Raw genomic sequence first — 17,950 nt, forward strand, 5'->3', positions numbered from 1 at the left:
GTCGCCTCGCACGTGATTACGAGCGACTACCCGAAACGCTTGCCGGGCTTCATTTCGTGGTCTTCGCAATACTTATGCTCGTTCACGCGGTGCCAGTACTTCAAAGTGCCTAACACGCTCTAAGCGCCACCGTCTTGCCGAGCAGCGCAGGGATCAACGACAGCGTCATGAACCCATGCGCGACCGGACCACCAAACGGTGACTCACGCCGTGCCCGCTCGGGGTCGACGTGAATCCACTGATGATCGCCGGTGGCCTCAGCGAAACGATCGACGCTCGCCTGATCGACCGTCAGCCAGTCGCTAACGAGCGGCTCAGCGCCAATCAGCGCACGCAACGCCGCTGCGTCTCCAAACGTTACGGCGGCTACCGCGTTGCTGTCCGTCATGACGCGGCGCCCGGATTGCGCAGTCCGAACAAGCCTTTCGAACGCACCGTAATCACGGTTTCGCCGTGCTGGTTGATGCCTTCCCACTGCGTCGAAACGATGCCGCGATCCGGCTTACTCTCCGAAACACGTTTGTCGAGCACCGCGTTCATCATCGTGATCGTGTCGCCGACACGCACCGGCTTCAACCAGCGGATCTCGTCGATACCGGGCGAGCCCATCGACGTGGAACCCGCGATCGCGTTGCGCACCAGCATGCCCATCATGACCGAACAGGTATGCCAGCCGCTTGCGACCAACCCACGAAACGGCGACGCTGCGGCTGCAGCCTCGTCCAGGTGAAACGGCTGCGGATCGAACTTCTCCGCGAACTCGACGATCTCTTCACGCGTGAAAGTATGCTTGCCGATTTCCGTAGTCGTGCCGACTACCATGTCCTCGTAACTCAGACCCATCGCACACCTCTTTCTTATCCGATTCGGCCGGCTGATCAGGCTTCGGTCGAGACAAAGCCGGGCAGCGCGGCGAACCGCGCGAGATGGTGATCGACATCGCCCAATGTGGTTTCGATGATAGCAAGACGTTTGAACAGATGCGCCGCGGCGACCTCGTTCGTGACGCCCATGCCTCCGTGCAACTGCACCGCCTGCTGACCGACGAAACGGGCGGCCTGGCCGACCCGCGCCTTCGCTGCGGAGACGGCACGGCGACGTTCCTCGGCGTCAGCGCTGGTGTAACGCACGGCCGCCAGGTATGTGATCGAACGCGCCTGCTCGGCGTGAATCAACATCTCGACCATGCGATGCTGTAGCGCCTGGAAACGCGCGATCGGCTGGCCAAACTGCTGGCGCGTCTTGGTGTACTCGCCCGTTGCATGGTTCAGTGCGTCGAGCGCGCCGACCGCTTCCGCGCACAGCAATACCGTGCCGTAGTCTGCAATGTGCTCGAGCGCCGCGGCGCCCGAGTGTTTGCCGGTGAGCTGGCGTGCAGGTGTGCCATCGAACTCGAGTGTCGCGGCGCGCTGACCGTCGATTGTGCGGTAGTCAGTGACTTTGACACCGGCCGCATCGCGGACGACCACAAAAAGCGCGATCTCGCCATTCAGCCGAGCCGGCACGATCCAGTAATCCGCTTGCGCGCCGTGCAGCACAACCGATTTCGTGCCGGTCAACGTCTGCTGATTGCCCTGACCGTTCGCAACCGTGTCGACCTCGAACAGATCGTAGCGTGCGTGCGGCTCGTGAAAGGCCACTGCCAGCTTGATCTCGCCCTGGGCCGCGCGTTCGAGCAGCGACGCGTCTTCGCCCTGCCCGGTGCCCGCCAGCCGCAGCGCCTCGATACCCACCGCAGTCGCCCAATACGGCTCGACCACCAGAGCACGCCCGAGCTCCTGCATGACCACCAGCATGTCGATCGGGCTGCCGTTGAAGCCACCCTGCGCTTCCGGCACCGGCAACGCAGTCAGGCCCAGTTCGGTAAAAGCTGTCCAGTGCGCGTCCGACACCCCGGTTTCCGATTGCACGATCGCCTGGCGCGCTTCGAACCCGTAGCTCTTGTCAAGGTAGCGGCGCAGCGCGTCAGCAAATTGCTGTTGTTCGTCGTTGAAAGTGAAGTCCATGCGCCGCTCCTCAGAGTCCGAGAATCATCTGCGCGATGATGTTCTTTTGAATTTCGTTCGAGCCGCCGTAAATCGACGTCTTGCGGAAGTTGAAGTAGTACGCGGCCAGCGGCGCGGCGTCATCGTCACCGGCGAGGCTGTGCTCGCGTTCGCCTTCGAGGAATGGCACGTCGAATGGCGCGGCGAGGGGCCCGATCGCTTCGAACATCAGTTCGGTCAGCGCCTGCTGCACTTCCGTGCCCTTGATTTTGAGCATCGATGCTTCCGGCCCAGGCCCACGTCCGCCCGTTTCATTGGCGACCACGCGTTGCACGGTGACTTCGAGTGCCATCAGTTCGATCTCGAGGCTCGCGACTTTCGCGGTGAACACAGGATCTTGCAGCAGCGGCTTGCCGTTCTTCTTCTGATCCAGCGCGAGGCGCTTCAGGAATACGAGTTCGCGCTTCGATTGCCCAACGCGCGCAATACCGGTGCGTTCGTGCCCGAGCAGGTACTTCGCATAGGTCCAGCCACGATTCTCTTCGCCGACCAGATTGTCGACCGGCACTTTCACGTCCTCGAAAAAGACTTCGTTGACTTCGTGGTCTTCGTCGAGCGTGATGATCGGGCGCACGGTAATACCGGGCGTTTTCATGTCGATCAACAGGAACGAGATACCCTCCTGCTTTTTAGCGCCGCTATCGGTGCGCACGAGGCAGAACATCATGTCGGCGTACTGGCCGAGCGTAGTCCAGGTTTTCTGGCCGTTGACCACATAGTGATCGCCAACGCGCTCGGCACGCGCGCGCAGCGAGGCCAAGTCGGAACCGGAGCCCGGTTCGGAATAGCCCTGACACCACCAGTCCGTGCCGTCGAGAATGCGCGGCAGATAGTGGCGTTTCTGAGCCTCATTGCCGTACTTCATCAGCACGGGCGCTACCATCGAGACGCCGAACGGCAGGACGGACGGCGCACCGATACGCGCGCACTCTTCGTCCCAGATATGCCGTTGGGTCGCGTCCCAGCCCGGGCCGCCGTATTCTTTCGGCCACGCGATGACCGACCAGCCGCGCGTGCCGAGCAGCTTGTGCCAACCCGCGAAGTCTTCGCGGTTCAGACGCTTGTGATTGAGTACTTTGTCGCTCAGCTCGCGAGGCAGATTCGCTTCGAGCCAGGCGCGGATGTCGGCGCGGAATGCGTCGTCAGCGGGGGAATAGTCCAGATTCATGCGTCGTGTCTCCTGGCCGCAACCGCCCGCTGCCAGTGAGCCACTGCGCTATTGCAGCGGTTCCTTCAAGGCAGCCGGGATCGGCAGCGGCATCACTTCGATGCCTTCTTCGACCAAGGCTTTCGCGTCTTCCGGTGTCGTGACACCGCGAATATTGCGTGCTGGCGCTTCGTTGTAATGAATGCGCCGTGCTTCCTCGGCGAAGCGGTCGCCCACGTTCTCTGTCTTTTCCAGTACCTCGCGCAAGGCACGCATGACGCGTGCCTGCATTTCTCCACTATCCGCAGGGACTTTCGCTTCGGTCGCTCCCGACAGATTCAGTCGGGGCGCCGACGGCAGACGGCTCACTTCGTTCGCACCGCAGATCGGACATTCGACGAGCTTGCGGGACTGCTGCGACTCGAAGTCATCAGCCGAAGCAAACCAGCCTTCGAACCGATGGCCATGCGGACACTGTAAATCGAGGACCTTCATGTGGAATCAGGGCTTGCGTGCCAGTTTAGCGCAAAATGGAAATTTGTGAACGGTCGTTCGTAAATTTTTACGGACGGCGCGTTGACGCCAGGCGTCGCTGACAAATCGAACGCGGTGCGCGATTTTAACGCTTTGCGCAGTGGGCTGCCGAAGGTGGCTCAATCGGTGAACGGCACGCCGAACCCGTCAACAAAAAGGCACGCTGGTCGTATCGAACTCATGGGTTCGCGCAGCTACTCGCTGCGCCCCTTTTAAGCCACCAGAAATTCGAGGCGGCGGTTAAGCTGCGGTTCGAGTTCGCGCGCCTCTTTGGCAAGGTTGATCTGTTTGGCCGATTTCGCGACATCGAATACGTCCGCCTTGATGTCATACCCGCCACGCGCGGTCAGCCAGCCAAGGATGTCCGACAGATGCCACACCGACGCACTGCCCTCGTGAACCGGCGACGGAAAGTCGATTGCGTGGCTCAGCATCAGCTTACGCATGTTTTGCCTTGACACGCCCGCGACCTCAGCGACATCCGTCAGGCCGACGAAGTCCGGCCCCGCCTCGACAAGGCGCGCAGACGGCACTGCCTGCTTGATATCTTTGAGTGCACTGATGAGCGCTTCGAACGCCGACGCGCCTTCGCGAGCAAAAACCAGCGCCATGCGCCCCGGTTGCCCCACGCCGATCGTAGCGTCGTCACATCCGGCTTCGCCCAACCGCTCGACGATCTCGTCGAGATCGCAATCTTCAGCCGCGAGCCGGTACTTCAAGGTGAACACATATTCCATAAGCTACTCCTGCCTTCATTCAGCTTCGGGCTTTTGCCTTTCGAACACTTTTACTGCCGACGTGTCGTGCAATTATCGACAATGCGCCTGAGGTGCTTTGCGTGATTGCCGGGATTCTTTGGCGTACTCCACACACTCGAGATGCAGAACTCGCCGCAACGGCATTCCGCGTCGTTGTAGGGACAGTAAATCTTTCCCCATGCGTGACCTTTACCGCCGCCTTGCACACGCCAGCCGTTTCTTTCCGCGTAAGCCAGCGCCGCCTCGACCTCTTTCTTTGAATGGACTCCACGAACCATCTATACCCTCCAATTTAGTCCACGCGCGCATGGTTGTCAAGTGACAACCATGCGCGCGTGGCCATAACCGAATACATCCCACACTCTTCGTTATCCAAAATAACTGCGATAACAGACTCCGTTGCCAGACGTCGATACTAGAGCGGCAACGACCACAGGGCGAGACTGTCAGATGGCATAGGACTGGAGCCCGTTTTTCAGACACGTGGGCAACGCATCGAGTCGATATCGTGCTCACAATGACAAAGCCCCTGCCGGTCGTAGACCAACAGGGGCTCTTTTTGCGGATTGTCTAACCAGCGTGTGAATCGCGCCCGTTCAGCGTTCTGAACCGTGCACGCTATTGCGGCTCGGCCATTGGCCAGGTACCCGCCAAAACCTTCTCCAGCCAGAACGTGCCAATGATGGTTTTCACGTCCGTCACCTTGCCCGTGCGTACCCATTCCAACATATCGGTGACGCTGGCCGTGAACAGTTCGAGGAATTCGCCGTCGTCGAGTTTGCGCTCGCCGGCAGTCAACCCACGCGCCAGGTAAATATCGATGAATTCAGTCGAGTAGGAAATGATCGGATGAATGCGCGTCAGATAGACATACTCGCGCGCCGTATAGCCAGTCTCTTCCTGCAGTTCGCGTTTCGCGCAGGCCAGCGCGCCTTCGTTCGGATCGAGCTTGCCCGCCGGATACTCGACCATAACCTTACCCATCGGATAGCGGTACTGGTTTTCCAGCAACACGCGACCGTCGTCGAATAGCGGAATCACCATCACGGCGCCCGGATGCTGAACATACTCGCGAGTGGCCTGCTTACCGTCGGGCAAGCGGACCGTATCGCACTTGAGCGTCAGGAATGGCCCTTGATGGATCGTTTTGCTCTCGAGACAGGTCTCGGTGAGCGCGGCGTCGTGATCGGGAAGTTCAGCCATATGCGACCTCAGGACAGCGTGGTGCGCGACGGCGAGAGGCCGTCAGCGACGTTTGACGAGATACTGGAAGGCAAAGCCGGGGAATGCGAATACGACGAACAACGCGAACGTGATCGCGTAGAACTGCCACCCCTGCTCGAAGCGGTTACCCGCGCGCGCTTCCAGCAGGAAACCGAGCGCACCGACGATGAAGTACAGCACGATCAACTCGGCAATCCGGATCCAGGCGCTCTTCTTCGCCACTTTCAAGGGCACGGCGGCGAAGAGACGCTGATTCAGGAACGGCAGGTTGGCGCCGACCAGCGCCAACAACACGATAAACCAACCCGCAGCCGACATCAGAGCAGCAGCGTGTGCTGGATAGCCTGCAGGCAGGCCTTCAACAGCGGATCCGGCACGATACCGAGCACCAGCACGGCAACACCATTAACCGCCAGCAATGCACGCGTGCTCGTGTCGGCGAGGATCGGCGACTTGTCTTGCGGTTCGTCGAAGTACATCAGCTTGACGATACGCAGGTAGTAGAAGGCACCGAACAGCGAGGTGATCACGGCCAACACGGTCAGCCAGGTCAACCCGGCATTCATGGTTGCCTGCAGCACCGCGAGCTTGGCGTAGAAGCCGACCGCGGGCGGGATGCCGGCGAGCGAGAACATCATCACCATCATGACGAACGCAAACACCGGGCTGCGTTGATTCAGGCCCTTGAAGTCTTCGAGCGTATCCGCTTCGAAATCGCGGCGTGCCAGCAGCATGATGATGCCGAAGGTGCCCATCGTCGTGATCAGGTAGACGATGCTGTAGTACATCGCCGAGCCGTACGCGTTGGCGGCGCCCGTGGTCTTGTGGTCGACCACGCCGGCCAGCAGGCCCAGCAGCACGAAGCCCATGTTCGAGATCGCCGAATACGCGAGCATCCGCTTGACGTTGCGTTGCACGATACCGGTGATGTTGCCGACAATCAGCGACAGCGCCGCCAGGATCACCAGCATTTCCTGCCATTCGACCGCAAGCGGCAGCAGACCCATCACGAGGAAGCGCAGGCCCCACGCGAATGCCGCCACCTTCGGACCGCCACCGACCATCAGCGTCATGGCCGTCGGAGCGCCCTGATACACGTCAGGCACCCACATATGGAACGGCACCGCGCCCATCTTGAACGCCACGCCTGCCACGATAAAGATCACGCCGAACAGCAGCACGCTCGGATCGTAGTGGCTCGTGCCGATCGCCTTGAACACTTCGTTCAGGTCGAGCGAGCCGGTTGCACCGTACAGCATGGAAATGCCGTACAGCAGGAAGCCGGAAGCCAGCGCACCGAGCACGTAGTACTTCATTGCGGCTTCGTTCGACGGTGCCGCGTCACGACGCAGTGCGATCGCACCGTACAGCGACAGCGACATCAGCTCCAGACCGAGGTACAGCGTCAGGAAGTTGTTGCCGGAGATCATCACGAGCTGACCGAGCAACGAGAACATGCCCAACAGGAAAAACTCGCCGCGGAACAGCCCGCGATCCTCGAGGTACCGGCGCGAATAAACAATCGACACTGCGTAGCCGAGCGTCACCACCGCCTTCATCACGCTGGCGAAAGAATCCACCACATACATGTGACCGAAGAAGTAATGAACCTGCGGGTCGAACGCGTTCACCGCGAACCAGATGCCGGCAATCAGCGTCGAGAAGAACGCGAGGAAATACGTGGTGCGGCGACCGGCCTGGCCGACGAACGTGTCGTTGAGCCACGCGACCACAACGGCGAGCATCACCAGTGCGTCGGGCAACAGGGCAGTCATAGGGGCGTTTTGCATGATCTTTAAATTCCTCCGCTCTGCATTACTGTGGCAACGGCAGTTTGGACTGCGCGACGTGGGAGAGGAGGTTTTCCACGGATACGTGCATCACATCGGTAAAGGGCTTCGGATACAGGCCCATGAACAGCGTCAGTGCAGCGAGCACTGCCAGCATGAAAAATTCGCGACGGTTGATGTCGAGGAGGCCCTTCACGTGATCGTTGGCGACCGCGCCGAAGTACACGCGCTTGTACATCCACAGCGTGTAGGCCGCGCCGAGAATCAGCGTGACAGCCGCACCGCCCGCGATCCAGAAGTTGTACTGGACAGCAGCCAGAATCACCATGAACTCGCCGACGAAACCGGAAGTACCCGGCAAGCCGCAATTCGCCATCGAAAACAGCATCACGAACGCCGCGAACTTCGGCATCACGTTGACGACGCCGCCGTAATCGGCGATCTGACGCGAGTGCATACGGTCGTACAACACGCCGATGCTCAGGAACATCGCGCCCGACACGAAGCCGTGCGAGATCATCTGTACGATCGCGCCTTCCACGCCGAGCTGATTGAAGATGAAGAAACCAAGCGTCACGAAACCCATGTGCGCGATCGACGAGTACGCGACCAGCTTCTTCATGTCGGTCTGCACCATCGCGACCAGACCGATGTAGATCACCGCGATCAGCGACAGTGCAATGACGACCGGAGCAAGGAAGTGGCTTGCGTCCGGTGCGATCGGCAGCGAGAAGCGCACGAAACCGTAGGCGCCCAGCTTCAGCATGATCGCGGCCAGCACGACCGAGCCGCCGGTCGGCGCTTCCACGTGGGCGTCAGGCAACCACGTGTGAACCGGCCACATCGGCACCTTCACGGCGAACGCCAGGAAGAACGCTATGAATAGCAGTATCTGCGGCGTCATGCCGATCTGCGTGTTCTGCCACGTAGCCAGATCGAACGTGCCGGTCTGGATGTACAGGTAAAGCAACGCGACCAGCATCAGCAGTGAGCCCATCAGCGTGTACAGGAAGAACTTGAACGCCGCATACACGCGGTTCGCCCCGCCCCACACGCCGATGATGATGTACATCGGAATCAGCGTCGCTTCAAAGAACACGTAGAACAGCATGCCGTCCGCTGCGCTGAACACGCCGACCATGATGCCGGACAGGATCAGGAATGCAGCGAGGTACTGCGCCACGTTCTTCGTGATGACTTCCCATGCGGAGATCACGACGATCACCGTAATCAATGCGGTCAATACGACGAACCACATCGAGATGCCGTCGACACCCAGGTGGTACGTAATATTGAAGCGCTCGATCCAGTTCGCCTTTTCGACGAACTGCAGATCGGCGGTACTCGAATCAAAACCCGTAATCAGCGGGATCGTCACGATGAAGCTGACGACCGAGCCGATCAGCGCAATCCAGCGCGCCGGAGCCGGGTTCCGGTCGGAACCAATAGCCAGGACCAGTAGACCTACGAGGATCGGTAACCAGATCGCAATACTGAGAATCGGATAAGCGTGCATTAGTGTCCCTCGCCTTATTTGCCGCCGAGCGTTACAAACAGGGTCAGGAGCCCCAACATGCCGATAATCATGGCAAACGCGTAGTGGTAGATGTAGCCGGATTGGAGGAAGCGGATCACGCCGGCAAACCAGCCGATAAAGCGTGCGCTGCCGTTGACGATCCCGTCGATAACCACGACGTCGCCTTCCTTCCAGAGACCACGGCCAATCGCCACGGCGCCCCGCGCGAACACGACTTCGTTGATCTTGTCCATGTAGTACTTGTTGTCGAGCAGCGTATAGATCGGGCCGAACGCGCGCTTGACGACCGCCGGCAGATCAGGACGAACCAGATACAGGAACCACGCGACCACGACACCCGCGAGTGCCAGCCACACCGGCAGACCTGAGACCGAGTGCAGACCCATCGACGCCCAGCCCTGGAATTCTTCGGCCATCTCATGCAGTGCCGGATGGTTTTCGCCGATGAAGATCACCTTGTCGAACGCCACGCCGTGCTGGAAGAAGTCGCCGAACAGCATCGGAGCGACACCGATCGCGCCGATCACCACCGACGGAATCGCCAGCAGAACCAGCGGCAGCCACACCACCCACGGCGTTTCATGCGGCTCGTGCGCGTGGTCGTCGTGACCATGACCGTGGCCGTGTGCGTCATGGCCGTGACCGTCATGTGCATGGGCTGCAGCTTCGATGCCCATCGGCGATTCCGGATGCTTCGGATCGCGGAAGCGCTCCTTGCCGTGGAACACCAGGAAGTACATCCGGAACGAGTACAGCGCAGTAACGAACACGCTCGCCACCACCGCGAAGTAGGCGAAACCCGAACCCGGCAGATGCGACAGCTTCACTGCGTCGATGATCGAGTCTTTCGAGTAGAAGCCTGAGAAGAAAGGTGTGCCGATCAGCGCGAGCGAACCGACCAGCGACGTAATCCACGTGATCGGCATGTACTTGCGCAGGCCGCCCATGTTGCGGATGTCCTGATCGTGGTGCATGCCGATGATCACGGAACCCGCGCCGAGGAACAGCAACGCCTTGAAGAACGCGTGCGTCATCAGGTGGAAGATGGCGACCGAGTAAGCCGATGCGCCGAGTGCGACCGTCATGTAACCGAGCTGCGACAGCGTCGAGTAAGCCACCACGCGCTTGATGTCGTTCTGGACGATTCCGAGGAAGCCCATGAACAGCGCCGTGATCGCACCGATCACCATCACGAACGACAGCGCCGTATCCGACAGTTCGAACAGGGGCGACATGCGTGCGACCATGAAGATACCGGCCGTCACCATGGTTGCCGCGTGAATCAGTGCGGAGATCGGCGTCGGGCCTTCCATCGAATCCGGCAGCCAGACGTGCAGCGGGAACTGCGCCGACTTACCCATCGCGCCGATGAAAAGGCAAATGCAGGCAACCGTCAGCAGACCCCAGTCCGTGCCCGGGAAGCTCAATGCCGCGAGTTCGGTGCGCTTCGCGAAGACGTCGCCGTAGTTCATCGAACCGGCGAAAGCGAACAGCAGGCCGATCCCGAGCAGGAACCCGAAGTCGCCGATGCGGTTCACGATGAACGCCTTCATGTTCGCGTAGATCGCGCTCTCACGGGTGAAGTAGAAGCCGATCAGCAGGTACGACACCAGACCCACCGCTTCCCAGCCGAAGAACAACTGCAGGAAGTTGTTGCTCATCACGAGCATCAGCATCGAGAACGTGAACAGCGCGATGTACGAGAAGAAGCGCTGGTAGCCGTCGTCGTCGGCCATGTAGCCGATCGTGTAGATGTGCACCATGAGCGACACGAAGGTCACCACGCACATCATCATCGCCGTCAGCGAGTCGACCAGGAAGCCGATCTCGAACTTCGTCTGGCCGATCTGCATCCAGTCATAGACCGTCGCGTTGAAACTCGCGCCGTCCATCACCTGGAAGAAGACGATGGCCGAAAGGATGAAGGAGATCGCGACGCCGAGGATCGTGACCGAATGCGCGCCGGCTCGCCCCACCGCTTTCCCAAACAGCCCCGCAATCAGGGAGCCGGCCAGCGGTGCCAGCGGGATCGCCAGCAGCAGGTTTTCATTGAGTGTCGTTGACATAACCGCTTTACCTGAAATTAACCTTTGAGCTGATCGAGGTCCTCGACATTGATCGTGTCGAGGCTACGGAACAGGGTCACCAGAATTGCGAGTCCGATCGCCGCTTCCGCTGCTGCAACCGTCAGCACGAAAAAGACGAAGATCTGACCATGCACGTCGCCGAGGTAATGCGAGAACGCGACGAAATTGGTGTTCACCGCCAGCAGCATCAGTTCGATCGCCATCAGGATGATGATGACGTTGCGGCGGTTCAGGAAAATGCCAACGACGCTGATCGCAAACAGGATCGCGCCGAGGACAAGGTAATGAGCAAGGGTCAACATGATTTCTATCTCCTGTCCGCTCAGCTGTTTTTAGCAGGTGCCGAGTCGGCCGCTGCGGCTGCCGCTGCGGCGGCTTCTTCCGCCGCGACAGTTGCCGCGGTCTTTTCAGATGCCATCTTCACGATACGCACACGGTCCTGGGCACGCACCTTAACCTGCTCGCTGATGTTCTGGCGCTTGCTGTCTTTCTTGTGACTCGTGGTCAGCGCGATCGCCGCGATGATCGCCACCAGCAGCACGAGGCCGGCGACTTCGAACGCGAAGATGTAGTCGGTGTAGATGACCTTGCCGATGATGCGGGTGTTCGACCAGCCGGCCATACCGTTCGCGGCAGCCGTGGTGTCGCGCAGCGCCGTGGCGGTCGCACCGTAGCCGTGCCACAGGATCAGCGCGGTCTCGATCACGATGATCGCGCCCACCAGCGTAGCCATTGGCACGAAGCGTTTGAAGTCTTTTCGCAGCACGTCGATGTTGATGTCCAGCATCATCACGACGAACAGGAACAGCACCATCACCGCGCCGACATACACCAGCACCAGCAGGATCGCGAGGAACTCGGCCTCCAGCAGCATCCAGATCGCGGCTGCGTTGAAGAACGCCAGCACCAGAAACAGTGCGGACGAAACCGGGTTGCGCGAGGTGATCACCTTCAGCCCTGAAACCACCAGGAGCAGCGCGAAGATGTAGAACAGTACGGTCGTGAATTCCATGATTACCGGTTCATCGTTAGGCCATCGTCAGGCATTGTTCTTTGGCACGTGTGGCGGGTAAAAGCGGTCGAGACCGCCAGAACAGCCGCACAGGTGCGCCGTGCCGCGGCGGTCAGACCGCGGCGCTCGGCCCGACAACAGGCCGTGTTACTGCTGCATTTACTGCCGCATTTACCGCTTCAACTGAAGTGCTTCAACGATACGGTGCGTCGGCTGCCTTGCTCGCAGCGATCTCCGCTTCGTAGCGATCGCCCACGGCCAGCAGCATGTCTTTCGTGAAATACAGATCGCCGCGCTTTTCGCCGTGATATTCGAGAATGTGCGTCTCGACGATCGAATCGACCGGGCAGCTCTCTTCGCAGAAGCCGCAGAAGATGCACTTGGTCAGGTCGATGTCGTAACGCGTCGTGCGGCGCGTGTTATCCGCACGGGTTTCCGATTCGATCGTGATAGCGAGTGCCGGGCACACCGCTTCGCACAGCTTGCAGGCGATGCAGCGTTCTTCGCCGTTTTCATAGCGGCGCAGCGCGTGCAGGCCGCGAAAACGCGGCGAAATCGGCGTCTTCTCTTCCGGGAACTGCACCGTCACCTTGCGCTGGAACGTGTAACGTCCGGTCAGCGCGAGGCCTTTGAGCAGTTCCGTCAGGAAGAAGGTTTTGAAAAAGTTTTGGATTGCGGTCATGGGTTCATCCGCCCTTTATTTCCAGATATTCAACGGCGACATGATCCAGAAGCCGACCACGATGAGCCACACCACGCAAACCGGAATGAAAATCTTCCAGCCCAGACGCATGATCTGGTCATAGCGATAGCGCGGGAACGTGGCACGCGCCCAGATGAATACCGACAGCAGGAAGAAAACCTTGGCGACGAGCCATACGATGCCCGGGACAAACGACAGGAAGCCGAACGGTGCGCTCCAGCCGCCGAGGAACAGTGTTGCAGCCAATGCCGAGATCACGATCATGTTGATGTACTCGGCGAGGAAGAACAGCGCAAACGCCATCCCCGAGTAGTCGATCATGTGGCCCGCGACGATTTCCGACTCACCTTCCACCACGTCGAACGGGTGACGGTTCGTTTCGGCGATGCCCGAGATGAAGTACACGACGAACATCGGCAGGAGCGGCAGCCAGTTCCACGACAGGAAGTTCAAGCCGTAGCCGGCGAAAATGCCGCGCTCCTGCGACGTCACGATGTCCGACAGATTCAGACTGCCCGAGGTCATCAGCACGACGACAAGGGCGAAGCCCATCGAAATTTCGTACGAGACCATTTGAGCGGCCGCGCGCATGGCGCCGAGGAACGCGTACTTCGAGTTCGACGCCCAGCCGGCCAGGATCACGCCGTACACACCGACTGACGAAATCGCGATCGCATACAGGAGACCCGCGTTGATGTCGCCGAGCACCGCGCCCGCCTGGAACGGAATCACCGCCCAGACCGCGAAGGCCGGCACTACCACCATGATCGGCGCGATCATGTAGATCCAGCGGCTCGCCTGAGCCGGCTGAATCACTTCTTTCAGCAACAGCTTCAGCACGTCGGCGATCGGCTGCAGCAAACCTGCCGGGCCCACGCGGTTCGGGCCGAGACGCACGTGCATCCAGCCGATCAGCTTACGCTCCCACAGAATCAGGTAAGCCACGCACAGCAGGATCACGACGGCCACAACCAGGATGCGCACCAGTGCCCACACCGTGGGCCATGCCACACCGAGAAGCTGGGTGCCGCCCGAGTTGATCGTATCGAACAAGCTCATTTACGCCTTCTCCACCAGCAGTTCACCGAACAGGCTGCCCAGCGCTGCACCGGCCGGCGTAGCCGCCGATACGCGGACGACCGTCTCCGCAAGATTCGCGTCGCGCACGGCCGGCAACTGCACCGATTGCTCGCCCTGGCGCACGCGCACTGCGTCGCCTTCCTTCAAACCCAGTTTGTCGAACAGCGCAGCCGGCAGACCGGCCGAATTCGCTGCACGCGCCGCTGCCGTCAGATGCAACGATTCGGCGCGGCGTACCAGCGAGTCCGCGTGGTAAATCGGCACGTCGGCGATACGCTCGAACTTGCCTTCCGCCGCCTTCGCTGCCTTGCCGCGTGCAACCGTGGCACCCGTTTTGTTCGACAGACGCGACTTGATCTCGCCATCGCCAAGCGCTGCCGTGCGCACTTCTTCCGAGGTGTCGAATTCGAAGCCCGGCACGCCGAGCAGGCTGCCGAGGACGCGCAAGACCTTCCATGCCGGACGCGTGTCGCCAAGCGGGCGCACGACGCCGTTGAACGTCTGCACGGTACCTTCGGCGTTGACGAACGTGCCGGCCGTTTCCGTGAACGGTGCGATCGGCAGCAGGACGTCAGCGTATTCAGCGCCCATCTGGAACGGCGACATCACGACGACCATTTCAGCCTGCTTCAGTGCGGCCAAAGCCTGCGCCGGATTGGCCGTGTCGAATTCCGGTTCGACGTTCAGCAACACATAACCCTTGCGCGGTTGCTCGAACACTTCGCGAGCGTTCAAACCGCCCTCGCCCGGCAATGCGTTCACGAGATGCGCGCCGACCGTGTTGGCGGCTTCCGTGAGGAAACCCAGGGTTGCGCCGGTCGCGTCTGCGATCCATTGCGCCGCGGCGTGAATCGCAGCGAAATCCGGATGACGGACCGCGCCGTTGCCGAGCAACACCACACGCTGTTCGCCGGTGACGAGCGACTTCGCGGTTTGTTTGTTGGCATCCGTCGGCTGCGTGCCGGCGAAGGCTTCCGGCAGTGCAACACCGCTCGCTTCCGACACCGCGGCCGCGATACCAGCCAGTGCGTCGAGCCATGCCGACGGCGCGGCAACCACGCGTTGCGCCTGCGGAATCAGCGCGTCGTCGTTGGTGGCTTGCACCAACGTCAGCTTCGTGCCGCTCTTGGCAGCTTGACGCAGACGCGCGGCAAACAGCGGATGATCGCGGCGCAGATCTGAACCGATCACCAATGCGGCGTCGAGGTTCGAGAGGTCGGCGATCGCCGTACCGAGCCAAGGCGCACCGTCGGCAGGCGCGGAGAAATCCGACTGACGCAGACGGAAGTCGACGTTAGGCGTGCCGACCGCCTGAGCCAGTTGCTTCAACAGGAACAGTTCTTCAACGGTGCTGTGGGCGCTGCCGAGCGCGGCCAGCGCGTTCGCACCGTGGTCGCCCTTGATGCCCTTCAGACCCTTGACCACGTATTCAAGCGCGGATTGCCAGTCGGTCTCGACCCACTTGCCGCCTTGCTTGAGCATCGGCTGCGTGAGACGTTCCGGGCTGTTCAGACCTTCGTACGAGAAACGATCCTTGTCCGAAATCCAGCATTCGTTGATGGATTCGTTTTCGAACGGCAGAACACGCATCACGCGATTGTTCTTCACCTGCACCACAAGGTTTGCGCCGACGGAATCGTGCGGGCTCACCGACTTGCGGCGCGACAGTTCCCACGTGCGGGCGCTGTAGCGGAACGGCTTGCTGGTCAGCGCGCCCACCGGGCACAGATCGATCATGTTGCCGGACAGTTCGGAGTCGACCGTCTTGCCGACGAACGACGTGATTTCCGAATGCTCGCCGCGGCCCAGCATGCCGAGCTCCATCACGCCGGCAACTTCCTGGCCGAAGCGGACGCAACGCGTGCAGTGAATGCAACGCGACATTTCTTCCATCGAGATCAGCGGGCCGACGTTCTTGTGGAACACGACGCGCTTTTCTTCGCTATAGCGCGACGACGACTTGCCGTAGCCCACCGCCAGATCCTGCAACTGACACTCGCCACCCTGATCGCAGATCGGGCAATCCAGCGGGTGGTTGATCAGCAGGAATTCCATCACGGCTTGCTGGCCCTTCACGGCCTTGTCCGACTTGGTGCGCACGATCATGCCTGCCGATACCGGCGTGGCGCATGCGGGCACGGCCTTCGGCATCTTTTCGACATCGACCAGACACATCCGGCAGTTGGCCGCAATCGACAGCTTCTTGTGATAGCAGAAGTGAGGAATGTACGTGTCGACCTTATGCGCAGCCTGGATCACCATGCTGCCTTCAGGCACCTCTACTTTCTTGCCGTCTATTTCAAGTTCAACCATGATGGTCAATCTTCCTTAACCTGTTACCGCTCAATCGTTCGCCCTGTTCATCGCCCGTTTCAGGCGCTGAATCCCGCGGATGACGTGTTCTGGTGCGCTACTTGGCCTACTTAGGCAGCCACTGTTTCTGACGCCGCTGCCGCACCGGCGTGACCGCCGACGAGGCAATGCTTGTGGGCGACGTGGTATTCGAATTCGTCCCAGTAGTGCTTGAGCATGCCGCGAACCGGCATGGCCGCTGCATCGCCGAGCGCGCAAATCGTGCGGCCCATGATGTTCTCAGCGACCGAGTTCAGCAGATCCAGATCTTCCGGACGGCCGAGCCCGTGTTCGATACGATGCACGACGCGATACAGCCAGCCGGTGCCTTCGCGGCACGGCGTGCACTGACCGCACGACTCTTCGTAATAGAAGTACGACAGACGCAGCAGCGAACGGACCATGCAACGCGTCTCGTCCATCACGATGACCGCACCGGAGCCGAGCATCGAGCCAGCTTTGGCGATCGAGTCGTAGTCCATGTCGGTATGCATCATCATTTCGCCCGGGATCACCGGTGCCGACGAGCCGCCAGGAATCACAGCCTTGATCTTCTTGCCGCCGCGCATGCCGCCGGCCAGTTCCATCAGCGTGGCGAACGGCGTGCCGAGCGGAATTTCATAGTTACCCGGACGCTCGACGTCGCCGGCAACCGAGAAGATCTTGGTGCCGCCGTTGTTCGGCTTGCCGATTTCGAGGTAATTCTGCGGACCGATCGCGAGCAGGAACGGCACCGCAGCGAACGTCTCAGTGTTGTTGATCGTGGTCGGCTTGCCGTACACGCCGAAGCTCGCCGGGAAAGGCGGCTTGAAGCGCGGCTGCCCTTTCTTGCCTTCGAGCGATTCGAGCAGCGCGGTCTCTTCGCCGCAAATGTAGGCGCCGTAACCGTGGTGCGCATGCAGTTCGAACGAGAAGCCCGAACCCATGATGTTGTCGCCAAGGAATCCAGCGCGGCGGGCTTCTTCCAACGCTTCTTCGAAGCGCTTGTAGACTTCCCAGATTTCGCCGTGGATATAGTTGTAGCCGACCGTGATGCCCATCGCGTACGCGCCGATGGCCATGCCTTCAATCAGCGAGTGCGGATTGAAACGCAGGATGTCGCGGTCTTTGAATGTACCCGGTTCGCCTTCGTCCGAATTGCAGACGAGGTACTTCTGCCCCGGGAACTGACGCGGCATGAAGCTCCACTTCAGACCGGTCGGGAAGCCCGCACCGCCACGGCCGCGCAGACCCGACGCCTTGACGTCGGCGATCACCTGCTCGGGCGGAATCTTTTCTTCCAGAATGCGGCGCAACTGGGCGTAACCGCCGCGCGCCACATAGTCTTCGAGATGCCAGTTGTCGCCGTTCAGGCCGGCGAGAATCAGCGGTTTGATGTGACGATCGTGTAAAGACGTCATTTCGAAAGTTCCTCGAGCAGCTGGTCGATCTTCGCGCGGCTCATGAAGCTGCACATGCGATGGTTGTTCACCAGCATCACCGGCGCATCGCCGCACGAGCCCATGCACTCACCTTCTTTCAAGGTGAACTTGCCGTCAGCCGTGGTTTCGCCAAAGTCGATGCCGAGCTTCTGCTTCAGATATTCAGCGGCACTGTCTGAGCCGCCGTCCGGGCCGAGCTGGCACGGCAGGTTCGTGCAGAGCGTGATCTTGTATTTGCCGCCCGGCGAGGTCTCATACAT

The 17,950-nt window shown here is 60.5% G+C and carries 18 protein-coding genes and 2 pseudogenes; 1 reads left to right on the top strand and 19 read right to left on the bottom strand.

What is annotated here, in order from left to right:
- Positions 1–113: pseudogene (locus tag FSO04_RS41535) on the top strand (IS5/IS1182 family transposase); the annotation flags it as partial.
- 26 nt (positions 114–139) lie between these two features.
- Here FSO04_RS41535 and FSO04_RS41540 read toward each other — a convergent pair.
- From FSO04_RS41540 to FSO04_RS41625, 19 genes and pseudogenes are all read right to left on the bottom strand, one after another.
- Positions 140–388 (bottom strand): annotated as a pseudogene (locus FSO04_RS41540) (MaoC/PaaZ C-terminal domain-containing protein); the annotation flags it as partial.
- Positions 385–843 (bottom strand): MaoC family dehydratase, encoded by a 459-nt coding sequence (locus tag FSO04_RS41545; RefSeq protein ID WP_154567188.1) that lies wholly within the window; start codon positions 841–843, stop codon positions 385–387. The gene FSO04_RS41545 and the pseudogene FSO04_RS41540, both read right to left, overlap by 4 nt.
- 35 nt (positions 844–878) lie before the next feature.
- On the bottom strand, positions 879–2,006 hold the full coding sequence (locus FSO04_RS41550) for an acyl-CoA dehydrogenase family protein (protein ID WP_154567189.1): 1,128 nt from the start codon (positions 2,004–2,006) through the stop codon (positions 879–881).
- 10 nt (positions 2,007–2,016) lie between these two features.
- On the bottom strand, positions 2,017–3,213 hold the full coding sequence (locus FSO04_RS41555) for an acyl-CoA dehydrogenase family protein (RefSeq protein WP_154567190.1): 1,197 nt from the start codon (positions 3,211–3,213) through the stop codon (positions 2,017–2,019).
- Positions 3,214–3,261: 48 nt separating this feature from the next.
- Positions 3,262–3,687: a DUF1178 family protein gene (locus FSO04_RS41560; protein ID WP_154567191.1), complete on the bottom strand. Its 426-nt coding sequence runs from the start codon at positions 3,685–3,687 to the stop codon at positions 3,262–3,264.
- Between the two features lie 251 nt (positions 3,688–3,938).
- A complete protein-coding gene (locus FSO04_RS41565) occupies positions 3,939–4,463 on the bottom strand; it encodes a helix-turn-helix transcriptional regulator (RefSeq protein ID WP_154567192.1) in 525 nt (174 codons plus the stop codon).
- A 50-nt stretch (positions 4,464–4,513) separates the two neighbouring features.
- The gene (locus tag FSO04_RS48030) at positions 4,514–4,762 is read right to left on the bottom strand and encodes a hypothetical protein (protein WP_097391886.1); all 249 of its coding nucleotides are present in this window, start codon (positions 4,760–4,762) and stop codon (positions 4,514–4,516) included.
- 340 nt (positions 4,763–5,102) lie between these two features.
- Entirely contained in the window at positions 5,103–5,687 is a 585-nt protein-coding gene (locus FSO04_RS41570) for an NUDIX domain-containing protein (protein ID WP_154567193.1), read from the bottom strand.
- A gap of 42 nt (positions 5,688–5,729) precedes the next feature.
- Positions 5,730–6,026 carry a DUF2818 family protein gene (locus tag FSO04_RS41575; RefSeq protein ID WP_154567194.1) on the bottom strand — a complete coding sequence of 99 codons (297 nt, stop codon included), beginning with the start codon at positions 6,024–6,026 and terminating at the stop codon, positions 5,730–5,732.
- Positions 6,026–7,498, bottom strand: a complete 1,473-nt coding sequence (gene nuoN / locus FSO04_RS41580) for an NADH-quinone oxidoreductase subunit NuoN (RefSeq protein ID WP_154567195.1) — start codon at positions 7,496–7,498, stop codon at positions 6,026–6,028. The genes FSO04_RS41575 and nuoN overlap by 1 nt, the downstream gene beginning before the upstream one ends.
- A gap of 25 nt (positions 7,499–7,523) precedes the next feature.
- Entirely contained in the window at positions 7,524–9,014 is a 1,491-nt protein-coding gene (locus FSO04_RS41585) for an NADH-quinone oxidoreductase subunit M (RefSeq protein ID WP_154567196.1), read from the bottom strand.
- Between the two features lie 14 nt (positions 9,015–9,028).
- Positions 9,029–11,101, bottom strand: coding sequence for an NADH-quinone oxidoreductase subunit L (gene nuoL, locus FSO04_RS41590; RefSeq protein ID WP_154567197.1), 2,073 nt, complete (start codon positions 11,099–11,101; stop codon positions 9,029–9,031).
- 17 nt (positions 11,102–11,118) lie between these two features.
- Positions 11,119–11,424, bottom strand: coding sequence for an NADH-quinone oxidoreductase subunit NuoK (nuoK, locus tag FSO04_RS41595; RefSeq protein ID WP_013339863.1), 306 nt, complete (start codon positions 11,422–11,424; stop codon positions 11,119–11,121).
- Between the two features lie 20 nt (positions 11,425–11,444).
- On the bottom strand, positions 11,445–12,134 hold the full coding sequence (locus FSO04_RS41600) for an NADH-quinone oxidoreductase subunit J (RefSeq protein ID WP_154567198.1): 690 nt from the start codon (positions 12,132–12,134) through the stop codon (positions 11,445–11,447).
- Positions 12,135–12,327: 193 nt separating this feature from the next.
- Positions 12,328–12,816, bottom strand: a complete 489-nt coding sequence (nuoI, locus tag FSO04_RS41605; RefSeq protein WP_054034957.1) for an NADH-quinone oxidoreductase subunit NuoI — start codon at positions 12,814–12,816, stop codon at positions 12,328–12,330.
- A gap of 15 nt (positions 12,817–12,831) precedes the next feature.
- Positions 12,832–13,896 (bottom strand): NADH-quinone oxidoreductase subunit NuoH, encoded by a 1,065-nt coding sequence (nuoH, locus tag FSO04_RS41610; protein ID WP_154567199.1) that lies wholly within the window; start codon positions 13,894–13,896, stop codon positions 12,832–12,834.
- A complete protein-coding gene (gene nuoG, locus FSO04_RS41615) occupies positions 13,897–16,230 on the bottom strand; it encodes an NADH-quinone oxidoreductase subunit NuoG (protein ID WP_154567200.1) in 2,334 nt (777 codons plus the stop codon).
- Positions 16,231–16,340: 110 nt separating this feature from the next.
- Positions 16,341–17,669 carry an NADH-quinone oxidoreductase subunit NuoF gene (gene nuoF, locus FSO04_RS41620; RefSeq protein ID WP_154567201.1) on the bottom strand — a complete coding sequence of 443 codons (1,329 nt, stop codon included), beginning with the start codon at positions 17,667–17,669 and terminating at the stop codon, positions 16,341–16,343.
- On the bottom strand, positions 17,666–17,950 hold a 285-nt coding region (locus FSO04_RS41625), incomplete at its 5' end, for an NAD(P)H-dependent oxidoreductase subunit E (protein ID WP_174825342.1). The genes FSO04_RS41625 and nuoF, both read right to left, overlap by 4 nt.

The sequence above is a fragment of the Paraburkholderia madseniana genome, from assembly GCF_009690905.1.
GTDB classification, from domain to species: Bacteria; Pseudomonadota; Gammaproteobacteria; order Burkholderiales; family Burkholderiaceae; genus Paraburkholderia; species Paraburkholderia madseniana.